Source organism: Faecalibacterium sp. i21-0019-B1 (genome assembly GCF_042852915.1).
In the GTDB taxonomy this organism is placed as follows: Bacteria; Bacillota; Clostridia; order Oscillospirales; family Ruminococcaceae; genus Faecalibacterium; species Faecalibacterium taiwanense.
Window position 1 is genome coordinate 941602 of record NZ_AP031425.1, and the last position, 22095, is coordinate 963696.

The 22095-nt window shown below is 57.0% G+C and carries 27 protein-coding genes and 1 pseudogene; all 28 read left to right on the plus strand.

Annotated features, from left to right (window positions below):
- The first annotated feature begins 8 nt into the window (after positions 1–8).
- On the plus strand, positions 9–479 hold the full coding sequence (locus tag ACGHP1_RS04530) for a hypothetical protein (protein ID WP_390508010.1): 471 nt from the start codon (positions 9–11) through the stop codon (positions 477–479).
- An 11-nt stretch (positions 480–490) separates the two neighbouring features.
- Entirely contained in the window at positions 491–688 is a 198-nt protein-coding gene (locus tag ACGHP1_RS04535; protein WP_390508011.1) for a hypothetical protein, read from the plus strand.
- Positions 688–2028 (plus strand): phage tail sheath family protein, encoded by a 1341-nt coding sequence (locus ACGHP1_RS04540; RefSeq protein WP_390508013.1) that lies wholly within the window; start codon positions 688–690, stop codon positions 2026–2028. Before ACGHP1_RS04535 ends, ACGHP1_RS04540 begins: the two co-directional genes overlap by 1 nt.
- 18 nt (positions 2029–2046) lie before the next feature.
- Positions 2047–2478, plus strand: coding sequence for a phage tail tube protein (locus ACGHP1_RS04545; RefSeq protein WP_390508015.1), 432 nt, complete (start codon positions 2047–2049; stop codon positions 2476–2478).
- Positions 2479–2562: 84 nt separating this feature from the next.
- The gene (locus ACGHP1_RS04550; protein ID WP_390508017.1) at positions 2563–3051 is read left to right on the plus strand and encodes a hypothetical protein; all 489 of its coding nucleotides are present in this window, start codon (positions 2563–2565) and stop codon (positions 3049–3051) included.
- Between the two features lie 192 nt (positions 3052–3243).
- Positions 3244–7002, plus strand: coding sequence for a phage tail tape measure protein (locus ACGHP1_RS04555; RefSeq protein ID WP_390508019.1), 3759 nt, complete (start codon positions 3244–3246; stop codon positions 7000–7002).
- Complete coding sequence (locus ACGHP1_RS04560) at positions 6992–7654, plus strand: LysM peptidoglycan-binding domain-containing protein (protein ID WP_117535140.1); 663 nt, start codon at positions 6992–6994, stop codon at positions 7652–7654. The genes ACGHP1_RS04555 and ACGHP1_RS04560 overlap by 11 nt, the downstream gene beginning before the upstream one ends.
- A gap of 9 nt (positions 7655–7663) precedes the next feature.
- Entirely contained in the window at positions 7664–8884 is a 1221-nt protein-coding gene (locus tag ACGHP1_RS04565) for a hypothetical protein (RefSeq protein ID WP_390508022.1), read from the plus strand.
- A 12-nt stretch (positions 8885–8896) separates the two neighbouring features.
- A complete protein-coding gene (locus ACGHP1_RS04570) occupies positions 8897–9415 on the plus strand; it encodes a DUF2577 family protein (protein ID WP_390508024.1) in 519 nt (172 codons plus the stop codon).
- The gene (locus tag ACGHP1_RS04575) at positions 9412–9819 is read left to right on the plus strand and encodes a DUF2634 domain-containing protein (protein WP_296966518.1); all 408 of its coding nucleotides are present in this window, start codon (positions 9412–9414) and stop codon (positions 9817–9819) included. Before ACGHP1_RS04570 ends, ACGHP1_RS04575 begins: the two co-directional genes overlap by 4 nt.
- A gap of 1 nt (position 9820) precedes the next feature.
- Positions 9821–10900 carry a baseplate J/gp47 family protein gene (locus tag ACGHP1_RS04580; protein ID WP_390508027.1) on the plus strand — a complete coding sequence of 360 codons (1080 nt, stop codon included), beginning with the start codon at positions 9821–9823 and terminating at the stop codon, positions 10898–10900.
- Positions 10901–10967: 67 nt separating this feature from the next.
- Complete coding sequence (locus ACGHP1_RS04585; RefSeq protein WP_390508030.1) at positions 10968–11633, plus strand: hypothetical protein; 666 nt, start codon at positions 10968–10970, stop codon at positions 11631–11633.
- Positions 11630–12757 (plus strand): hypothetical protein, encoded by a 1128-nt coding sequence (locus tag ACGHP1_RS04590; RefSeq protein WP_390508033.1) that lies wholly within the window; start codon positions 11630–11632, stop codon positions 12755–12757. The genes ACGHP1_RS04585 and ACGHP1_RS04590 overlap by 4 nt, the downstream gene beginning before the upstream one ends.
- Before the next feature lie 18 nt (positions 12758–12775).
- The gene (locus ACGHP1_RS04595; protein ID WP_390508036.1) at positions 12776–12922 is read left to right on the plus strand and encodes a hypothetical protein; all 147 of its coding nucleotides are present in this window, start codon (positions 12776–12778) and stop codon (positions 12920–12922) included.
- On the plus strand, positions 12919–13644 hold the full coding sequence (locus ACGHP1_RS04600; protein WP_390508039.1) for a hypothetical protein: 726 nt from the start codon (positions 12919–12921) through the stop codon (positions 13642–13644). The genes ACGHP1_RS04595 and ACGHP1_RS04600 overlap by 4 nt, the downstream gene beginning before the upstream one ends.
- Positions 13645–13664: 20 nt before the next feature.
- Entirely contained in the window at positions 13665–14114 is a 450-nt protein-coding gene (locus ACGHP1_RS04605) for a hypothetical protein (protein ID WP_390508041.1), read from the plus strand.
- Positions 14115–14501, plus strand: a complete 387-nt coding sequence (locus ACGHP1_RS04610; RefSeq protein WP_390508044.1) for a hypothetical protein — start codon at positions 14115–14117, stop codon at positions 14499–14501.
- Complete coding sequence (locus ACGHP1_RS04615) at positions 14501–15103, plus strand: hypothetical protein (protein ID WP_390508404.1); 603 nt, start codon at positions 14501–14503, stop codon at positions 15101–15103. Before ACGHP1_RS04610 ends, ACGHP1_RS04615 begins: the two co-directional genes overlap by 1 nt.
- Positions 15104–15149: 46 nt before the next feature.
- A pseudogene (locus ACGHP1_RS04620) lies at positions 15150–15272 on the plus strand (DUF6273 domain-containing protein); the annotation flags it as partial.
- Between the two features lie 154 nt (positions 15273–15426).
- Positions 15427–16656, plus strand: coding sequence for a reverse transcriptase/maturase family protein (locus ACGHP1_RS04625; RefSeq protein ID WP_390556609.1), 1230 nt, complete (start codon positions 15427–15429; stop codon positions 16654–16656).
- 20 nt (positions 16657–16676) lie between these two features.
- Complete coding sequence (locus tag ACGHP1_RS04630; protein ID WP_390556611.1) at positions 16677–17933, plus strand: DUF6273 domain-containing protein; 1257 nt, start codon at positions 16677–16679, stop codon at positions 17931–17933.
- 10 nt (positions 17934–17943) lie between these two features.
- Positions 17944–18414, plus strand: coding sequence for a hypothetical protein (locus ACGHP1_RS04635; RefSeq protein WP_390508054.1), 471 nt, complete (start codon positions 17944–17946; stop codon positions 18412–18414).
- A gap of 11 nt (positions 18415–18425) precedes the next feature.
- Entirely contained in the window at positions 18426–18869 is a 444-nt protein-coding gene (locus tag ACGHP1_RS04640) for a hypothetical protein (protein ID WP_390508057.1), read from the plus strand.
- A gap of 12 nt (positions 18870–18881) precedes the next feature.
- Positions 18882–19079, plus strand: coding sequence for a hypothetical protein (locus ACGHP1_RS04645; RefSeq protein ID WP_186850564.1), 198 nt, complete (start codon positions 18882–18884; stop codon positions 19077–19079).
- Positions 19060–19719, plus strand: a complete 660-nt coding sequence (locus ACGHP1_RS04650) for a D-Ala-D-Ala carboxypeptidase family metallohydrolase (RefSeq protein WP_270478456.1) — start codon at positions 19060–19062, stop codon at positions 19717–19719. Before ACGHP1_RS04645 ends, ACGHP1_RS04650 begins: the two co-directional genes overlap by 20 nt.
- 17 nt (positions 19720–19736) lie before the next feature.
- Positions 19737–20093 (plus strand): serine/threonine protein kinase, encoded by a 357-nt coding sequence (locus ACGHP1_RS04655; RefSeq protein ID WP_270478454.1) that lies wholly within the window; start codon positions 19737–19739, stop codon positions 20091–20093.
- A 15-nt stretch (positions 20094–20108) separates the two neighbouring features.
- Positions 20109–20363, plus strand: coding sequence for a phage holin (locus tag ACGHP1_RS04660; protein WP_390508059.1), 255 nt, complete (start codon positions 20109–20111; stop codon positions 20361–20363).
- Positions 20364–20823: 460 nt separating this feature from the next.
- Entirely contained in the window at positions 20824–21918 is a 1095-nt protein-coding gene (locus tag ACGHP1_RS04665) for a hypothetical protein (protein WP_390556613.1), read from the plus strand.
- Positions 21919–22095: the final 177 nt, after the last annotated feature.

The window sequence follows — 22095 nt, forward strand, 5'->3', positions numbered from 1 at the left end:
TGAAACCTATGGCTGCCTTAGAGCAGGAAATCGCAAGCGTTATCCGCTTTATCCTCGATTCCGTACCCGGGATTACGCCCTATTACTGGGACATCCCGGAGGGATTCGTCGTACCCTCTGTTTTCTTTCCGCAGCCGGAGCTCACACCTCTCGGCGACACGTTCGCGTCCTATGCGGTGGAATATGACTGGTACATCCGGTTTTTCGCCAGCACGGACGAGGACGCCTACGCAAGCGCGGCAGCGGCCCTGAACGCCCTCTGCACAGCCCGCCTGCTGGTTCCGCTCATTGACGAGACGGGAGCAGCGGCAGGAGGCGGAGTGCGGCTCAAAGACCCCGGAGGAGTGAAGCGGCTGGACACAGGCACGGCCCAGCTCACACTCCACTGGGACAGCCGCCGTCCGTACAACAGGGTGGATTGCCAGAAGGTAATGCACTACAACCTCGACCTCAAAGCGGCCGAGGGAAAAACTGAATAGGAGGTATCTGCATGGCAGAGAAGAACGCGAGCGCGGCACAGACCGCGCAGAAGTTCCCTATTGAGCGTCTGGCAAAGGCTTGCCGGACGCTTTTTCATGTTTCGGCCAGCACGTTCGCCGGTGCCACGGCGGGCATGACTGGTGAATACACCGTCGAGGAGATGCAGAAGCACATCGACGAGTGGCTCGGAAAGGAGGCCGTTGTTTAATGGCAGGTGGTAAATACGATAAGCTGGCGGGAAAGACCCGCCCGGGCACTTACATCAACTTCGAGAGCGACCGCAACGACACCGTCGGCAACTCTGAGCGCGGCATCGTGCTGCTGCCCCTGATTGGCTACGACTTTGGCCCCGCCAAGACGCCCATCACCCTGACGGCAGCGGCCCCGGATGCTTACAGTGTGGAGCTCGGCCGCAGCGTCTACGACGCGACCAACGATAAGATGCGCCTGATTCGTGAGGCATTCAAAAAGGCTGCCAAGGTCATCGTCTACATCACGGAGAGCGGCACGGCCGCAACCGGAGCCGCTGCTCCGCTGACAGTCACGGCCAAGTACGGCGGCACTCGCGGCAACGATATTCACGTCTCTGTCGTCGCAAACCCCGTCGGCGGCTTTGACGTCACCGTGTATCTGGATGCTGACGCCACCGCTGTGTACGAGGGCGTCAAGACCGTCGAGGAGCTGATTGCAGCCGCAGCAGACGACAAGCTGGTGAAGTTCACCGGTACGGGCGACCTGAAAGCGGCATCCGGCGTGAAGCTGGCAGGCGGCACGAACGTCACCAGCGCAAACGGCGACGTCACCGCGTTTGTGGACAAGATGGAGGGCATCAAGTTCAATACTCTGTGCTTCCCCGTTACCGATGATACGTTACAGACCGCAGCCATCACCAAAATCAAGTATATGCGCGAGAGCATGGGCAAGGGCGTGAATGCGGTTATGCCGGACGCAAAGAGCCCTGACCACGAGGGCATCATCAATGTCACCAACTCTGTTGTGGTTGACGACGTTGAGCTGACCCACGCGGAGGCCTGCGCATTCGTTGCGGGCATCACCGCATCCGCAAGCTGCATCAAGTCTAACACCTACGAGGTCTACAACGGCGCGACCGGCATCGTGGACCCCAAGGACAACGAAGCAGCCATTGCAGCCATCAAGAACGGCGAGATGTTCTTCTCCTACTCCGAGGCGGGCAACGTCATCATCGAGTACGACATCAATTCTCTGGTCTCTTTCAAGAAGCCCAAGGACAAGACGTACAGCAAGAACCGTGTTATCCGCACTCTGGACGCTATTCAGGAGACCATCCAGAATAACTTCCCGCCCAACAAGTACGACAACAGCCCGACCGGCTACGCCGCTATGAAGGGCATCGGCCAGACCATCCTCAAGCAGTACGAGGACATGGGGGCCATCAAGAACGTGGACTATGACGCGGACTTCAATATCGACGAATCTTTGAGCGGCGGCGACGAGGTTTATTTCATCGTCGCAATTCAGCCCGTGGATTCTGCCGAGAAGCTGTTCTTCACCGTCAAGACCCGCTAAAGCAGCAGGAGGTAAGTTATGCAGTACAACAAAAACCCTATTAGCCTCCGTGAGGGCCATGCGTTCATCGACGGCGTCGAGGTCATGGACGGCGTGAAGATGAATATCAACTTCTCCCCGGAAGTGTGGACCGGCCGCCAGTTGAACGAGAAAACCCCGTCTAGCCGTTGGGTTGGTGCGACCATCACCGGCAGCATGACCCGTCGCAGGACGAACAACTGGCTCAAGACCAAAATCAAGGAGTATCAGGCCACCGGAGCGACGCCCGAGCTGACTATTCAGGGCATCATGGACGACGCGAACTCCGACTACTATGCAGCCCACGGCTCCGACGTCGTGACCTGCGTCGGCTGCGTTATGACCGGCGACCTGCCGCTGACCGCACTGGACGCAGAGAGCGGCAGCGTTGTCGATGACGTCATCAACTTCAATATCAAAAACATCATCTAAGTCCCAGACATTTTTGTCGGAAACATACAGGCGGAGCCTCTCCTAGGTGGAGGAACTCCGACTTTTATTTTGGAGGAGACAGCTATGAGCAAGAACCTGAAATATTTTATGCGCGAGGCAGCAGAGGTGGAGAAGGTCGTCACCGTACCGGCCCCGGAGAGCTTTAAGGACGAGAACGGCAAGGTCATCCAGCTCGAGGTCAAGGTGCTGTCCTCTGAGCGTATCCGCGCCATCAATGAGGCGTATCACACCCACACTGTCGCTCTGGACAAGAAAGGCAATCCCTACATCAACGGCGGCAACGTGGTTTTCCGCGACGAGCGCGACAATGCAAAGGCCACTCGTCACATCCTCGTTGAGGCCCTGCAGTACCCCAAGCTGGACGACCCGGAGCTGATGAAGTATTACAACTGCGTTGACATCACCCAGATGCCGGAAAAGGTTTTCTCCCGCGCCGACGAGTTTGCTCATGTCACCCGCGTCGTCATGGCTCTGTTGGGCATCGGCGGTCAGCTCTCCGAGGAGGAGCGGAAGCAGGCCGATGAAAAGGAAATCGACGACGCAAAAAACTGATTCGCAGCGCGGGCAGCGAGACGTACTGGGCCCATGTTCTTTGGCAGCGACACGGCCTCCGACCGGAGGAGTTCGACCGAATGAGCCGGAGACAGAAGCTCTTTTACATCGCCTCCGAGGAGGAGGAAAGCGCGCGCCCGTGCAGAAGAGATACCATGAAGCTCGTCCCTATAGGGCGATAGGAGGACCGACATGGCAACGCTGAAAGTCGTATTCAAGGCCATCGACGAAATCTCCTCCAAGTTCAACGAGATGACGCAGAGCGGCGAACGGGCTCTTGAAGCGTTTGAGAACACCGGCACGGCGGCAGACGGAGCGTTGAGCAAAGTCTCCCGCACGGCCGCTCAGACCGCCAAGAGCACCGACGCTACTGCTGATTCCGTCGATGACCTGTCCTCGGCCATCGGGGACTATGAAAAGGCCACCGGGCAGGCGGCAAATTCTACCGGCATCCTGTCCGAGAAAACGACCGAGACCGAGAAGAACCTCGACGAGGCAGCGGAGGCAGCCCGTAAAGCCTCGGAGGAGGTCGAGAAGTTCGGTGATAAGTCCGAGGAAACTGGCAAGCAGAGCGAGGAATCGAGCAAAAAGGGCCGCGACGGCATCAAGGAGCTGCAAGGCGTCCTTGCGTCGGCCGGAATAGCCGCCACTCTGAACGAGATTAAGAACGGCTTTTTTGACTGCTCCGAAGCGGCCGCACAGTTCGAGACCTCCACTGCAATGGTTGCTACCATCGCGGATACGAGCCAGAAATCCTTGAGCAGCATCTCGAAAGAGGTGCGCACATACTCCAACGAGACCGGCGAGGCGGCCAGCGACATGGCGGAGGCGACCTATCAGGCCATCTCTGCCAGCGTCAACACGGCGGACGCTGCGGCCTTTGCGGGAACCGCGACCAAGCTGGCCGTCGGCGGTTTTACGTCGGCGACCACGGCTGTTGACGTTCTGACAACGGCCATCAATTCCTACGGTCTCGCGGCGTCGGATGCAACGCAGCTTTCCGACTACCTTATCACCACCCAGAACCTCGGCAAAACGAGCGTGGACCAACTGGCGCAGAGCGTCGGCAAGGTCATTCCTCTGGCGTCTGCGTACAACGTCCAGATGGACAATCTTAGCTCGGCTTACGCTGTCCTAACCGCCAACGGTATTGCTACCGCAGAATCCGGCACCTACCTCAAGTCGATGCTGTCAGAGCTCGGCGACACCGGCAGCGACGTTTCTGAGGTCCTGCTGAACTCCACTGGCAAGACCTTTGCGCAGCTCATGGAACAGGGCTATTCCCTCGGCGATGTTATGTCTATGCTTGGCGACGCGGTAGACGGAGACAGCACGGCATTCAATGCCCTGTGGAGCTCCACGGAGGCCGGTATCGGCGCACTGTCCCTGTTCAACGCAGGAGCAGACAAGTACAACAGTGTGCTCGATTCCATGCGTACCAGTGCAGGAGCAACCGAAAAGGCATACTCCACGATGGCGGACACGACCGACAAGAGCAAGCAGCGGATGGAGAATGCGTTCAACAACCTGAAAATCTCTGTCGGCGATGTGCTCAACCCCGCGCTCACGCAGGTATACGAAGGATTCACCAACGTATTTGCGGGCATGAGTGATTTTGTGGACGAGCACCCGGCCGTCGTGGCGGCCATTTCGGCCATTGCGGTCGGTGTTGGCGGATTCACGGGCGCGCTGGCTGCCTACAACCTCGCAACCACGGCTGCGAAGTTCGTGACGGAGGCATTCACCGCGACTTTGGCGGCTAACCCTTACGTCCTCGCGGCAGCAGGCATCGTTGCTGTTACAGCAGCGGCTGTCACCCTGACCGGAGTGCTGATTACGCAGAGCGACGAGTACGAGGGCATGACGGCCACCTGCCGTGACCAGTACGACGAGCTGCAGAGGCTGAACGACCAGTACAATGCAGCCTGTGAGCAGTACGGCGAGAACTCCGACGCGGCCAACAGCCTGCGTTACCAGCTCGACCAGCTCAACGACGAGTTTGAAACCAACCGGCAGACCGTCAAGGAGTTTGTGGCGGAGTGCGACGGCCTCGTCGAGAGCCACAACAAGGTCATGGACGCCTACAACAGCTCCACCTCGAGCATAAAGGACCAAGAGCTCGGCACACTGGCTCTGACCCAGCGGCTCGGGGAGCTGGCCTCGCAGAACACGCAGACCACCGCGAGCTACACGGAGATGAAAGCCATCATCGACCAGCTCAACGCAGACGTCCCGGGTCTCGGCCTGACCTACGACGGCGTTACCGAGAGTGTGGACGCGACCGTCGAGGCTATCAAGAAAGCTGCAAAGGCGCAGGCTGATTCGGAGTATAAGGCAGAGCAGCAGCAGACCTATGTTGACCTGCTGAAAGAGCAGAGCAGCCTCGAACAGCAAATCGCGGAGGCGGAGGCCAACCTCGACGCGGAGCGTCAGCGGCGCGGCATGAGGCAGGACGACGTCACCGGCGACTGGGTCAGCGGCAGCGGCTTTTGGATGGAGGACAGTCCGTGGGTGGCGTGGACTTCCGACATCGACGAGTACAAGAAATCCCTCGAGGAGCTGCAATCTGCCTACGACGAGAACCAGCAGACCCTCTCCGACATCGAGGGCGAGTGGCGCGGCGTCGCGCAGGCGGTCGAGGATTCGCAGAACCAGACTGTCAGCTATGAGGAGGCTGTAAGCGCGGCCGTCAGCACGGCACAGACAGAGCTCGATAACCTCACAGCGGCCTATGACAAGGCGTATGAATCGGCCCGGACGAGCATCGAGGGGCAAATCGGTCTGTTTGACACGATGAAAACCTCGTCTGAGCTGTCCATCAGCGACATGGAAAAGGCCATGCAGAGCCAGACGGACTACCTCAACCTCTACTCTGAAAACCTCAAAAAGGCCGCAGAATACGGCCTCGATGACGGCCTGATTAAGTCGTTGAGCGACGGCAGCGAGGAAAGCGCTGGCTACATCAACGCCATCATCCAGAACATCGAGAAACTGGGAGGCAGCACTGAGGGTATGCCCGCAGCGGCCTCCAAGTTCGTCACCGAGTTTAACTCCAAGTTTGAGGAGACCGAAAAGGCAAAGGACACCTTCGCGGACAACGTCGCCAAGATGGAAACCGACTTCGACGAGAAGATGGGCGAAATCGAGACCCGGATGTCCAAGACGGTTCAAAACATGGAGATGACCGACGAGGCCCAGAAAGCGGCACAGGATACCATCAAGGCCTACTGTGATGCAATCCGCTCCATGACCGGCGAGGCCGGGAGCGCAGCGGAGGCCGTTGCGAACGCAGCCGCCTCCCACCTGAAAACTGCGCCGACCACGACGCCAACCACCACGACAGTCGCCGGTCACGCGAACGGTACTCTGTCCGCACAGGAGGACGTCTACATCGCCGGTGAGGCGGGCCCCGAGCTTATCATCGGCGCGCGTGGGTCCGAGGTGTTCCCCACGCAGGAGACCGAAAGAATCCTCGCGGCCGTGAACAGCACGGAAAACGCCCCGGACGACACCGCGCCGGAGCCAACGGCAAGTCCGCTCCCGGAGAACGACCTGCCGGAGGGCATGGAGGCCGTCAAGGAGTATTCTTACCTGACAGCTGACGGGCAGGGCTCTGATGCGCAGCCCACCGGCATTGAGTACGTCGAACCGGAGGTGCAGGCGCAGACTACGGAGGAGGCTGCACCCGCAGAGGAGGCCCCGGTCAACACGACTGCCCCGGCCACCAGCGACGCGCAGCAGGAGGCCCCGGCCTCCTCCTCGGACGCGCCCAGCATTGGCGAGACTGTCAAGCGCATTATCATCGAAATCAACGGCAGCGGCTCCATCGACGTCGGCGGCATGAATGAGGAATCCGTCCTCGACATTCTGACGCGCCATGCAAAGCCGGTCCTTATGAGCATCATCAAGGGCGAAATCTTCGAGGAAGGAGACCTTGCCTATGATTTTTGAGAGCAGTATGCAGCTCTGGATTACGCACAACGGAGAGCGCGAGAAACTGCGCTTTCCCGTTCTGCCGACGAAGTTCGACGTCACTCACGGGACGAAGAACACGAGCGTCACCATCAGTGGCCTCGGCGAAATCCTCGTTTTGCAGGACCGGGCGGCCGTGGAGGTATCGTGGGACAGCTTTTTTCCGGCCGCGTATTTTCCGGGCATCCAGACGCCATTTATGCTGTCGTCACCGGATGCGATGATACAGCGGCTTTTCGAGTGGAAAATCAGTGCGAAGCCGGTGCACCTCATCCTGACCGGAACGCGCGTAAACTTCTACGCGGCTATCCAGAGCTTGCAGCCTTACAGAAAAGGCGGCGACCCCGGGAGCATCTACTACAAAATCAAGCTCAAGGAGTACAGAGAGGTCAGAATCCGGCAGGTCAAAGTCAGCTCTACCGGAACCGCGACCGTCTCCGGCGGCTCCACCCGGACAGACAACCGAGTGCAGGCGAAAACCTACACGGTCAAGCCCGGAGACTGCCTCTACAACATCTCGAAATCGACCCTCGGCGACGGAGGCCGGTACAACGAAATCTATTCCCTGAACAAGGATAAGCTCAAAAACCCGAATTTGATTTATCCCGGACAGGTGTTGCAGCTCCCGTGAGGTGAGGCAATGGGCAAGATTACATTCCTCGTCACAAAAGGCGAGACCACCTACGACATGAGCGAGCTGGTGGAGAGCGCGACATGGAGCGGCCGAAAGGGCTCCCCGGCGCGCACTCTTTCTGTATCGCTTATCGACGATGACGGCTGGAAACACGCCCGTTCCGGCATTGATGTCACCAAGGGAAACCACTGTGTTTTTTATTGGGAGGGCGCAGAGCTGTTTCGCGGCATCATCATGCAGCAGAGGCAGAGCACGAAAAAGACCATGACCATCAAGGCCTACGACGTGGGTATCTACCTGTCGAACAACAAAGACAGCTTTTGCTACAAGCAGAAAAAGGCGTCCGAAATCTTCAAGGACTGCTGCGACCGATTCCAGATTCCGTACAAGGATGTGGCCGACACCGGCTATGTCATCTCGGAGCTGCCAAAGGCCAAAACGACAGCCTGCGACGTTATTTTGGACGCCTTGAGCCTCACATTTAAGGCCACCGGCATCAGGCATTATGTGACGTCAGCCGACGGGAAACTGAGCTTGATAAAGCGGAAAGACAGCATCCTGCAATGGGTGGTGGAAACCGGCCGGAACCTTATAAGCTACGACTACACTTGCAGCATCGAGAAGGTGAAAACCCGCATAAAGCTGCTGTCTAAGGAGGACAAAGTGCTTGCCGAAAAGGCGGACACGGAGCTCGAAAAGACCATCGGCATCATGCAGGACATTTCCACGCCCGACAGCAACACCGAGGAGGCAAACCTCGCGGACATGGCTGAATCCATGCTCGCAGAGCAGAAGCTCCCCAGCAAAACGCTGACAATCGAGGGCCTCGGGCAGGCAAACGTCATTTCTGGCGTCGGCCTGTGCATCATCATCAGGCCGCTCGGCATCTCGAACAGTTACTATGTAGACGAAGATACCCACACATTCAAGGGCAACTACCATTCGATGCGCCTTACCTTGAACATGGCAACAGACACCGAGCGGAGCGCAAAGGCTAGCGATGAAAAGAGCTCGACCTCGCACTCCGTCGGCGATAAGGTCCAATTTTCGGGCGGTCCCCAGTACGTTGCGTCCACCGCGACGTCTCCGACCAACAGCCCGAAAGCGGGACCGGCGAAAATCACTGCCATCGCCAAGAGCAAGAACGCAAAACACCCGTACCACATCATCCACACGGACAAGCAGAGCACGGTCTATGGATGGGTGGACGCCAGCCAAATCGGATAGGAGGAGATGCACATGAACCCGGAAGAAGCAACGAGCCTAAAGCAGCTCTTTCTATCCATAATTCCGAAAAACGGCGACATCGTTGTCGGTACAGTCACGAAAGAGAGCCCGCTCACCATCCAGATAGAGAACGACGAAAAGCTCGAAATCTCAGGCAGCGCGCTCCTTGTCCCTCGGAACCTGACCGACTATCAAGTGAAAGTAGACATCGCCCTCGCGGATGGCAAAATCGACAGCAACACTCATGTTGGCGGAGCGCACGGCCACAAGTTTCAGCTGAACGATTCGAGAGGCGGACGGGTAAGCGGTATCGTCGGCTGCCCGGTCGAGGGCGAAAAGGATAAGCCTGTTGGAGACTATCACAAGGTCGAGAGCAGCAAGGAGAGCGCACACATCCACTCGCTGAAAACCTTTTCCATCGAGAGCGGTCTGCTGACCGTTTACAATGCGCTCAAGACGGGCGAATCTGTCTACCTTCTCCGCTTCAACGACGGTAAGAGTTACTACGCTCTTGAGAGGGCTATCGTATGAGCAGAGTATTTGTTCCCATTCCCATTTCCGGCATCGAGGAGGAGAAAGAGCAGCCGTCGCTCACCTACAAGCTCGACCTCGATACCGGGCGCATCGTCGGAAAGGTTGACGGCCTCGAAGCCGTCAACCAGTTTATTTTGAAAGCACTCCTCACTCCACGTTTCCACTGCCTCGTCTACGACAACCAGTACGGCAGCGAAATCAAGGACACTGTCACGGACGAGAGCGCGACAGAGGAGCTTATCAGGGCGGAAATCCCGAGACTTGTGGAGGATGCACTCCTCTGCGACGGCCGGATTCTTAAAGTATATGACTTTGAGTTTGAGTTCAACGAGGATTCCTGCAACGTCCACTTCACGGCGGACACTATTTACGGGACCACAGAGGTCGAGGAGGTGATATAGAGTGTTTGAAGCCCAGACCTACGACAAGGTTTTGGAGGAGATTTTGAGCCGCGCGCCGGACGGAATCGACCTCCGGCAGGGCAGCATCTTCTACGATGCTGTCGCAGGCATCGCTTTCAAAATTGCCAAATACTATGCAGACCTCGAACAGGTGTTCGAGATGGTGTTTCTGGTGACGGCGACCGGCGATTACCTGACGCTCAAGGCAGAGGAATACGCCGTTTACCGGCAGGCAGCCGCGACGGCAAAGTACCGCATCAAGTACGACGGGGAGCTCCCGGAGCTCGGGACGCGCTTCTTCTGCAACGGCCAGTATTTTGTGCTGGCACAGGATGACGCCCTCGGCATCTACATCGAAGCGGAGAAAGCAGGAACGGAGGCAAACGACATCCCGGTCGGAACATCTGTTGTGCCGACCGACACACAGCGGAGCCTCACGGCCTGCTCCATCGTCGAGGAACTAGAACCGGGCGCAGACGATGAGAACGACGAGAGCCTCCGCAAACGTGTACAGGAGAAAATCGCCGGACCGGCAGAAAACGGAAACCAGCAGCATTACAAAACGTGGTGCGAGAGCATCTCTGGCGTCGGCCGCGCGCGCATCGTTCCCCTTTGGGCAGGGGAGAACACGGTCAAGGGCGTCCTCATTGACACGGAGGGAGGCCCGGCGTCTGAGGCTGTTGTGCAGCGCGTACAGGAGTACATCGACCCGGGCGGGACCGGCCTCGGCGAGGGACAAGCCAACATTGGCGCGCACTTCACCGCGACTTCTGCCACGGCGAAAAGGGTCAACATCTCTTTTTCCGTTACGCTCGCAAAGGGAGGGGACCTTGCCAGCGTCAAGAGCGCAGCACAGACGGCCCTAAAGGCTCAAATCAAGAGCATCAACCTTACCAAGGACGACAGTGAAACGCCAACCCTGCGCATCAGCACGGTCGGCAACACGATTTACAGCCTCTTGGGAGTACTGGACTACGCAAACCTCCGCTTCAACGGCCAGACGGCGAACGTCGAGGCCGGAAAAGAGGAGGTGTTTGTTTTGGGGGAGGTGATAGTAAGTGAAACCAACCCTATATCCTAACGGGTTCCCAAGCGCATACGAAGAGCTGAAAACATTCTACCCGGTGTTCTACCGGGACGTTTTCGAGATGGACGCTATCTGGCGCGCAGCCGGAGGCGGGCTGGATGAAATCGAGGATGGCGTGGACGCTGTCGTCAACAACAACTTCGTATCACTGATGGACACGGATGTGCTGGCACAGATGGAAACCTTCCTTGGCATCCCTCTGAACCAAAAACGCACCCTCGAAGCGCGGCGCAAGCTCGTTGCCTCGTACTTCATCGGAGGAAACCACATCGGTTCCCCGGAGATAAAAGATATTGTTTTTAGATATACCGGAGTCTCGCCCTCCGTTGGATTCAAAAATAGCAGAATCTATGTGAAGCTCTTCCCAAAAGATAACTCCACTTTCTTGCCGAGCGACGTCATGGAGTGCTTGAAGCGCAAGATTCCGGCTCATCTTTCACTTTCATTTGTTCTTGCGTATATCCCGGATTTACCGTGCTACGTCGCCGCCGCGCCCTGCGGAATGGCTGCTTTTTGCACCGTCCGGCTGCCCGGAAGCATCAAACCCCGCGCCGTCACGGCTCGTGGCTATGCTGCCGGTGCTATGAGCGCAGCGCGGATGCGGACGACCGTTGAGCTGCCCGGAGCCATCCACCCGAAAAACATCACCGCGCAGGCATACGCCACCGGCGGGCTTGCGCACACGCACGAAACCGTAACCATCAAGATTGGAGGACAGACAACATGAGCTGGGAAAAATCCAGTTATACAACTGCCGGTGCCGCGCTCCTGTCGGAATCCCTCTCCGGCGGCGCGCTCACCATCACCCGCGCCGTGAGCGGCACCGGCATCGTTGAAACCGACTTGTCGGCAGAAACGACCGTCAGCGGCGAAACGCACGAACTGACCATCCTTGCGATTGACACCGTAAAGGACGGAGAGGAAACGGCCCGGAAAGTCAGTATCCAGATTACCGGAGCAGAAAGCACCTACATCATGCACCAGATCGGCGTATATGGCCGCCTGAATGATGATGCCGAAGTGCTGCTGTTCATCATGCAGGATGAACGTGGAATCGAAGTCCCTGCATCCAGCGTGAACGCTGACTTTGAAATTGAGATTGCTGCCCTTATTGCAATCTCGAACAAAGCAAAAATCGAAATTGCCCTCAGCCCGCAGATGCAGGCTTTGATGAAGCTGGTCAAGGCCGAAATTGAGAAGCACAACGCCGCCGCTGATGCCCATGCAGCGACCATCACGGCAGCGGTCAGCGCTGCCGTGAAGAACCTGTCTGAATCCGGGGAAATCCTGAACGAAGAGCAGGTCAAGGCTCTTATCAAGGAGCAGGTGGACGGCGGTACGGGCGGCGGCTACTATGGCTCCTACGAACTCACTCTTGCGGCGGACGAGTGGAAGCCCGCCCGCAGCGAGGGTGATTACGAAAACGCTGGCGGTATGGATTACTACCAGTGCATTTATGATGCAGAACTGTCGGACATCACCAGCGAGCTTGTACCCGTTGGCGTTGTATCTCCCGGCAGCTTCTATACTACGACCAAAGCGGGCGTCCTGAACGGGTGCGAAACGCATGATGGTTTCATCAGATTTTTCGCTCAGCGCATCCCGGAAGCAGATATTCAGGCGACCGTAACCCTGTTCGGGAAAGGAGGTGGTTCGGGTGAAACCGGTAGCGTAAGCATCGGTCAGGGCTTGAAGCGCGACGCAAGCGGCGCTATTGCCGTCCGCATCGGCGAAGGCCTTGACTTTGACAGCGCAAACGCGCTGACTGTCCGCAAAGAAACCGTTATGACGAGCGAAGACCTGCTGAACGAGGAAGAAACGCAGCAGGAAATCGTTGATATGCTGAAATAATTTTAGGAGGACACTACTATGTCTAAGCAGATTTCTACCAAGACCACCATCCGCAACCTGACCGCCGAGATCAAGAAGACCTTCGTCAAGAAGGATGCCTTTACTCCGGTTCAGACCGCCGCCAACGCCGCATCAAGTCTCTGGCTGTGGACGGTAACACTGTGAACTTCTACACCAGCACTGACAAGACCGGCTCCGCTGCATTCTCCGTTGACTTCCCCTCTGAGCTGTTCCTCGACCAGACCAAGACCACCTTTGTTGCAAAGTTCAAGTTCGACACTGCCACCTATCCCGGCGCTACCGACCCCAAGCTGGAAGGCAAGCCGGTCATGGTGCTGGCCGTCAAGGGAGAGAACCCGGACTCCTGCACCTACTCCTTCTTGAGCATGGCCGCTCTGGTCGATACCTATAAGGCCAAGGCCACTGGCAAGGATGCATCCACCACCGTTACCATCGCTGGTTATGAGGTGGATGTCAAGGTCAATGTTTCCGCTGCTGTCGGCAACGCCCTGGTTCTGAAGGACGATGGTCTGTATGTTCCCACCCCTGAGGAGGTGGGCATCTCCGGCAAGGCCGATAAGGTCGCCGGTGCCACCACCGGCAACTTTGCTGCGCTGGATGGCGAAGGCAATCTGACCGACAGCGGCAAGAAGCCTGCGGACTTCGTGGGCGCCGAGGCTGGCAAGCGCCTTATGAGCGATGCCGAGGGCGAAAAGCTGGCCGGTGTCTCTGAGGGCGCAACCAAGACTGCCGCCAGTTCCACCAACGGCAATGTGAACATCGACGGCAAGGAAGTCGTCGTGTACACCGAGCCGGAGAATGTTCTGCACGACGAGGACGTGGAGGACTTCTCCGCAGAGGAGATCGCCGCTCTGCTGGCTGACTAAGACATGAGGAGGTAAGCTCTATGGCAAAAGCGAAGATTAAAACGCTTTTGGGCACAGGGCTTGCCGCGCTTTGCAGCCACATCAAGCAGTGCAACACCGCAATCGGAGACCTTTCCGAAGCAACGGCAAACGGATTCGAGGAAACCGATGACATCCTGCACGAAAAGCAGGATGTCACGGCTGCGGTGTCTTTTACGATTCCGGTCGATGGCTGGGGCGAGGATGATTCCTCCCCCGGCTATTTTTATTGTAACATCCCCATTGCGGGCCTGTTGGCTACCGACATTGTGGATGTTACGGTACTGCCGGAATTTTACGATGTGGCGGGTGCGGTGGGCTTTATTGCGACCGAAAGCCTCGAAGGAAAGCTGCGGCTGAGGGCCGCCAAAGCTCCGACCGAGAAAATTTCTGCACAGTATCACATTACAAGCACCGTGAGATACACGGATGCACAGGAAGGGGGAACCTAAATGGCATACGGTTCTTTTAATGCAGGCCCCGGCAAGGCGCCGGATGAAGATGTTGTCCGCACTGACCAGATCGGCATTCCGGGCGGCATTGCCACGCTGGATGCAAACGGCCACCTGACCGAGAGCCAGCGGTGGGAAGTGGACAGCTACAAAAAGGCCGAGACCGACCAGCGCATCAGCGCGGCGGTGGATGCCCATAACGAAGCAGCCAACGCCCACGGCGACATCCGCGCCAGCGTGGCAGCTATGAACGCCAGCATCAAGGCCATTGAGCTGAAGTTCGGCACGAACGTCACGAAAAATCCGTTCTCTGCCACGTTCGGCAGTCTGGACGGCCTGACCGTGGCAGGTGCGTGGAACGCCGAACAGGCGAGGGTGGAGTTCTGATGGCTGAACAACCGTTCAAAGTTGGGCGTAATGCAAAAGAGCTCCTGCGCTACACCCTGCGGGCAACGCGCACCGTGTCCGACGATATAAGCCGGAGCGATGCGCGGGCGGTCTTTCAAAAAGCGGCGGCCCTTGAAGATGTCAAGGACATTCAGAGAGTGTGCGAAACTGCCGTTCATGCCCTCGATACGAGAAACCGGGAAGGCTTTACCAAAAGCACCTACCGGCTTTATGGAGAAGGTATTCGCATGACTGCCCGGCAAATCCTGCTGGATGCCTACGCAGCAAACAACGTCAATTTCCAGACCGACTATGACAAGCGCCTTGAGAAAATCGGTGACGTCATTGATGGCTGCTCTTTGATGCTGCAATATCTGCAACTTTGCACAGAAGACGGCATTATCAGCGTGAAGAAATCCGGAATCTGGACGAAAAAGGTAACGGACGTGAAATACCCGGCTATGAAGTGGCTGACGTCGGAACGCGAACGTGCCGAGTCCCTCCGGCAGGCGGAAGAAAAGAAACGGCTTTACATGCTTGTAAAAGCCCTGAGGGCCGCCCTCGCACCGCCTGACCCGGAAGAAGAAAAAGCAAGCGGCTGACCGCTTTGCATAGGGGTATAGCTTATTTTCTGACGCTGCCGTCTGGTGGCTGCGCTCTCCGAACACCAACAACACCAACAACGTCTGGAACGTCAATTCGGATGGCTCCAACAACAACAACTGGTACAACAACTCCTATGGTGTTCGCCCCGCTCTGATGGAACCGTGAAACGAGTAAGCCCGGCTAAAAGTAGTGCGCCCATCAAAGGAGGCTATATCCCGTCGCTTGCCGATGCAGGCAAGTGATAAATACATCCCGCTGAGGCGGGCCATCCCTGCCGGATGCAGCCCACTACCGTAACGCGAACCAGCGGAGGGTCATTTTGACATACGAAGAACTGTGCAGCTTTGAGGTGCTTTACAAAGCCTGCCTCGAAGCCCGGAAGGGAAAACGCAGCAAGAGCAAAACAATCGAGTATGAATCCCATGCATTGGCTTGCACGGAAAAGCTCTCCCGTAAGCTGTCTGTCTGCAATGTGCGGCAGCCAGACGGGAGCATCCGGCAGCAGATACGCTATGTGCCAAGTAAGTTTGAGGTCTTTGCCGTCTACGAGCCGAAGCGCCGCATGGTACACGCCCCCGCATTTGTGGACAAGGTGGTGCTGCACGCTCTGGTCGATAACATCCTGTATGATGCCCTGACAAAGAGCTTTATCCGGGACAGCCACGCCAGCCAGACCGGCAAAGGCACAGACGACGGCCTGATGCGCCTGAAAACCCACATGGTGGACTATTACCGCCGTGAGGGCCACGGCGCGGACGGCTGGGTGCTGAAAGGCGACGTGCGGCATTTCTTCGCCAGCATCGACCACCGGAAGCTAAAACGCAAGCTCAAAGCCGTGCTGGATAAGCGCGGCGTTGACCCGCGTGTCTATGAGCTGCTTTGCATCTACATCGACGTGATGGAGGACGGCTTGCCGCTGGGCTACCAGACGAGCCAGCTTTTCGCCCTCATGTTTTTGGACGAGTTCGACCACATCATCAAAGAAAAGTACCGCATCAAATACTATGGCCGATACATGGATGATTTCTACATCATCTGTTCGGACAAGCGGAAATTGCAGTGCATTCTCCGGGATGTGCGGGCGCTCATGGACAGTTACGGCCTTGAACTGAACCAGAAAACCGCCATTTTCCCGCTGCGGAACGGTATTGATTTTCTGGGATTCCATAGCTACCTGACCGACACCGGCGCGGTCATCCAAAAGCTGCGCCGGGATAGCTCCAAGCGGATGAAGAACAAGATCAAGTATTGGGAGACGGCATACCCCGCAGGCGAAGTGACCAAGCAGGAAATCCTTCGGAGCTTTGCTGCATGGGATGCCCATGCCGCCCATGGTGAAACCTACTCTTTACGCCGCAAGTACGCTGACCGGCTCGAAAAATTGCTTGACTGTAAAATCCCTATCCATCGAAAAATCAACTCGAACAAACTCGCGCGTGACAGACGGCGGGCGAGGCAATGCCGCTGCATCTACAAGAAGCAGCACAAAGCCCTGTCCCTCTCTGTATCGCAGAACACGCGGCCTGCGGAGATCATGCCGTGGGCCTGAACGAAAACAAGGAGGTAACAATGGCAAACGTAAAACTGGGCACAAAAGCCGTTGGCAGCATTGTCAAAATCAAGGTCAACGGCGCGTCCAAAGATTTTATTGTCGTGCAGCAGGGCAACCCGAACACCAGCACCTATGATTCGAGTTGCAATGGAACGTGGCTGCTGATGAAGGACATCTACACCACATCCACGTTCGGCAACAATAACTCCTACAAGGATTCCAGCATCCACACATACCTGAACGGAACGTTCTACAACCTCATCGACAGCAACATCCGGGCGGCTATTAAGCAGGTGAGAATCCCGTACCAGAACGGCACTGGTTCCGGCGGCAGCCTTGCCACCGGCTCCAACGGCCTGAGCACCAAAGTGTTCCTGCTGTCTGGTTATGAGGTTGGTTGGACGACCAGCGACAACGGCTATTTCCCGAAGGACGGTGTGAGGCTGGCATACTTTGGCAACAGCTCCGGCGGTAACAGCAAGCGTATTGCATACAATGGCAGCGACGCTGCCGTCTGGTGGCTGCGCTCTCCGGTCACCAACAACACCTACGGCGTCTGGTACGTCAATTCGGATGGCTCCTACTACAACTGGTACGACGACTCCTATGGTGTTCGCCCCGCTTTCATTCTTCCCTCTACACTCGTGGTCTCTGACGATGGCACGGTCAGTGTCAACACTGCACCTACCGTCAGCACGGACGGCGCAGCTCTGGGGCAGAAGAACGCGGCCTTTGCGTGGAAGTACACCGTCAGGGATGCCGACGGCGACACCTTGACCGTCACCGAAAAGCTGGACGGCAAGACCACCAAGACCCGCACCGGCGTTGCCAGCGGCACGGCCCTGACCTTTGAGCAGACGGCCAGCGCTGCCGGATTCCAGAAAATCCTGAACGGCAACCACACCATCACCGTTGAGGTGAGCGACGGCAAGGAAACCGTCAGCACGTCCGCGACCTTTACCAAGGCCGTCCACGCCGCAAGCGTGACGCTGGCTGAACCGCTGGCCGTTGAGGGCGACATTACCGTTGCCGTGCTTCAGGTGACGGGCAGCATTCCCGATGACGCTGTGTTCAAGGCAGAGGTCACGAACAACGCCAAGGACGCGGCCCCGGTCTGGCAGGATGCCACGACCGAGGTAAAAAAAGGCGTGAACATCGTCTTTGAGAATAAGACCACCACCAACGGCGCGGCGTTTAACTTCCGCGTCAGCGTGGAGCGCGGCGAATCCGGCGAGGGTGGCTACATCGAAGCCGTCAGCGGCGCATTCCAGTAAGGAGGACAGTATGGCTATCGAATGGAAGAAAAATGACCTTCCCACTCTGGCGCAGAAGGTGGCGGACGACGCCTCCGAAACCTGCCAGAACTTTATTTATGCTGGCATCGACGTGGAGCTGTCCGGCGGCACGCAGCACTTTTCGCTGATGCCAAACGACCAGACGAACATCGACTCGATGTTTGCGGCCATTACGTTGGGCGCGTCAGAATACCCTTACCACCCGGATGGCGGCAAGTGCGTTATGTACAGCGCGGCAGACATTATTACCCTGTACAGCGAATACAAGAGCTTCGTCACCAAACAGACGACTTACTGCAATGCGCTGCGCCAGTGGGCGAAGCGCGAGACTGACCCGAATGTTATCGGCTCCATCTATTACGGATGCACCCTTCCCGAGGACCTCGAAAAGGAAGTCGAGGGCATCCTCAGCGCAGCGCAGGCGCAGATTGTGGCCATCATCAACAAGCTCTCCGCCTAAGGAGGACCGAAATGGCAAGGAACTCTGTATGTAAAACTGCCATCCTCTTTGTGTTCGGAGGGCTTGCATACTTCGGACTCGAGGTGCTTTTCAGAGGACATAGCCATTGGACGATGTTCGTCCTCGGCGGATTCCTTTTTCTGATTCTCGGTGAGCTGAACGAGGGTCTACTTGAGTGGGACACCCCGCTCATTTGGCAGGGTGTCCTCGGCTCGGCCATCGTGACAGGAGCGGAGCTCGCAACCGGGATGATTCTCAACGTCTGGCTCGGCCTCGGCGTTTGGGATTACTCCGGGATGCTGCTCAACTACAAAGGGCAGATTTGCCTCCCGTTTAGCATCCTGTGGATTTTTGTGTCCATCGCGGCCGTCGTCCTCGATGACTGGCTGCGATACTGGCTGTTTGGGGAGGAGCGTCCGCACTACACACTGTTCCGGCGCGGCGAGAGCCGCTGAAAGGAGCCGCCAATGAACCGCGAGGAGAGGCTCGAACAGCTTTTGACGGCCACCGTTAAGCTGCTCGACCGGTGGGAGGAATACTCCCTCGAAACGAACTGCGGGGAGCCGGAGGGCTACGGAGCAGCCCGCGCGGTGGTACACGCAGAATTTTCCGTACTCAAACAGACCGACAAAGGAGACGTCGAGAATGAGCGTAATTACCTTTAAGCCGAACGACCACACGAAAATCACCACAGACTTCGAGCGGCACGAGTTTGCCTGCCCGTGCGGATGCACGGCGCAGATGATTGACCCGGAGCTCGTCCAGAAGATGCAGACCATCCGCACCAAGCTCGGCAAGGCCATCAAGGTTACTTCGGGCTACCGGTGCGTGAAGCACAACGCAGACCCGAAAGTCGGCGGCAGCCGGACGAGCCGCCACCTCTACGGCATTGCGGCCGACTGGCGCACGAAGGACCGGAGCGTAAACCCCGTTGCCCTCGGTATCATCGCGGCCGCACAGGGCTTTGGCGCGGTTGGCATCTACTGGCACGACAAGGCCGCCATTGTCCACACCGACACGCGCGGAGGCAAGGCTACATGGCTTTGCGTCCAGCCCGGCGTGTATCCCAGCACCACCTACAATAAGTTTGTCCTGCCGACCATCGAGCAGGGTTGCGAGGGAGCCGCTAACCGCGCAGCTACGGTTATGCTGCAGCGGCTCCTCGGCATCCCGCACGACGGCAGTTTTGGCCCGGCTACCACAAAGGCACTGATGACGGCCCAGCGTAAGCACGGCCTCGTCCCTGATGGCATTTGCGGCCCCAAGAGCTGGACTGCCCTGTCAGGCGCAGACAAATATCTGTGAGGGAGGAGGTGATACCAGTGGAAACATGGCAAATTCTCGTCACCGTTGGAGTGCCGTCTGGAATCTTTGGCTTTGCTGTCTGGCTGATTGAACGCAAAATCGAGCAGCACGAGAGAAAGCGAGCCGAAGAAGCCAAGAAGCGCGAGAACATTGAAGCCCAGCGCGAAAAGAGCAGAGAGGAGCTGCAAATCTGCATCTATGAAACTTCTCTCGCCGCCATCGCCCTCGGCGAGGCTACCGCAAAGGCAGTTCAGCGCATCCCTGACGCGCACTGCAATGGTGATATGCACGCAGCCTTGGACTACGCCTCTAAGGTCAAACACGCACAGCGGGAAGTCGTTTCCCGCTGCGGAATCAAATCTATTGTCGAATGAGAGGAGAACGCTATTATGAAGTACAATAACAAAGTTTCCGCCGCCACTATCGCCCGTACTGCTGCTCTGCTGCTGGCTCTGGCAAACCAGATTTTGAGCGCGTTCGGCAAGTCTCCGCTGCCCATCGAGAGCAGCACCGTGGAACAGCTCGTCTCCACGGGCATCACCACCGTTACGGCCCTGATTAACTGGTGGTACAACAACTCCTTCACGCAGGCCGCTATCGAGGGCGATAAGACCTACGAGAACGTCAAGAATCAGATTCACTAAGGACGCCCCAGCAGCTACCACATAACAGCACGAGCCTCCCGGTATTCCTCGCACAAGAGGGCCGGGAGGCTCTTTTTTTTTATTGCCGTTTTTTGCAATATCTTCCCCGGAAACGCACTTAAAATGGCATTTCCGGCGCGGTTATTCTGGTAAAAAGACATTTTCGGGGCAGAAATGCACTTTTTGATACATTTTCTATCATTTCCGTGGATAACCGCAGAAAAACGGCGCGGAAATACCGTTTTGAGCACATATCCGCGCGGATATACACTGAAAACAGCATTTCCGGCTATTTCCGGTGAAACAATCTACAAAGTAGAGTAGAGTAAAGAAGAATAGAGTAGAGAATATACTATACTCAGCGATTTTGCAATCGCTGGCGCGAAAGCCGTTGCCATTGTCCCTGTTAGGTGCTATCATAAAAGCACGACCACCAACACAGGACAGGAGGACAACAGTTATGGGTAACAAAACTGCGTCCCTCACCCACGAACAACTGTTCGGGGGGGGGGTAACAAGTAGCGGCGCGCGATTCGTAGACCCGGCCAGCATCCCAATGGACGAGGTACGGGAGAGGCTGAAACAGCAGTGCGCGTACAAGCCATCGCTCGAAATCAACTTCGTAATGAGCAGGGATTCCAAGATTGCTTGCTTTTGGGGAAAGCAATTCTACATCACGGACGATTCATTCACCCCGGAGCTTGTGTACGAAACAGAATCTTTTGTAAACGCGGCCTCCATTTCAGACGGCTCAAGATACGCCGTGTGCCAGACAGCGTACAACGCCCGGAACGATGAGGACAGCGGAACATTCGCTGTGATAGATGTTCTGCACAAAAAGGTACTAGGAAAATACCACACAGAGCATGGCTGGAAGTACATGACACGCCTGTATGTGGACGAACGGGAAAAGTGCTTTTGGGCATACTTTGGCGATGACAAAGAAAAAGTGAGCTTTGCGGACCGCGTGAAAGAGGAGCCGTCGCCGGAGCAGAAACCGGAGCGGCCAAAAAAAGAAAACCCGGCAGCGGAGCCGAGCAAAAAGCAGAACAAAAAGGCGAACGTCATAGCCATCGCTGTTGCTGTGTTCTTTGCGTTCATGCTTTTTGGCGGATTCGACCTTATAGCACCCCGAAAGAGAACAACCGGCACAACCAGAGTATCGACGCCGGAGACGAACCGGAGCGTCCTCGAAGAAACCGCACTGAACGCGCTGGACAAAGAAAGCGCGGCCTACATATCGTCGATTGATGCGTTCTATTACAGCAGCAAGTACACGCTCACCGTCCGAACCGTTTCCTCTGGCGGCCTGTATCTCCCGATAGTGGCGGAGCAGACGGCGCAGGCAGTGTTCGACAAAGCGGCAGAGCTTGGCATCACGCTTTCGGAATACAAGGTCGAGGAGTTCAGCGAGGGCAACAGCAGCAAGGTGGAAAACCTGATACTTTGGAAAAGCGCGGATGGTGTAACCGGAACCTACACAGACGACACCGGCAGCAGCCCGTACATCGAGACAGATGTTACCATCGAGAGGCTGGCGGAAATCGTGAGATGACCCAGCAAGTGACGAAAGCCTCCTGCGGAGACCCACAAAGCGTCGTGGCGGCTTGGCGGCAAACTTTACGGCTAGACCACAAAAGCCCGAAATCGAGGCCCCGGAGCCGTGCTCGTGGCGTTCTACGGCTCAACGCAGGAGAAAGCACTCCGAAAAGCTACCGGCAAATAGCCAGCA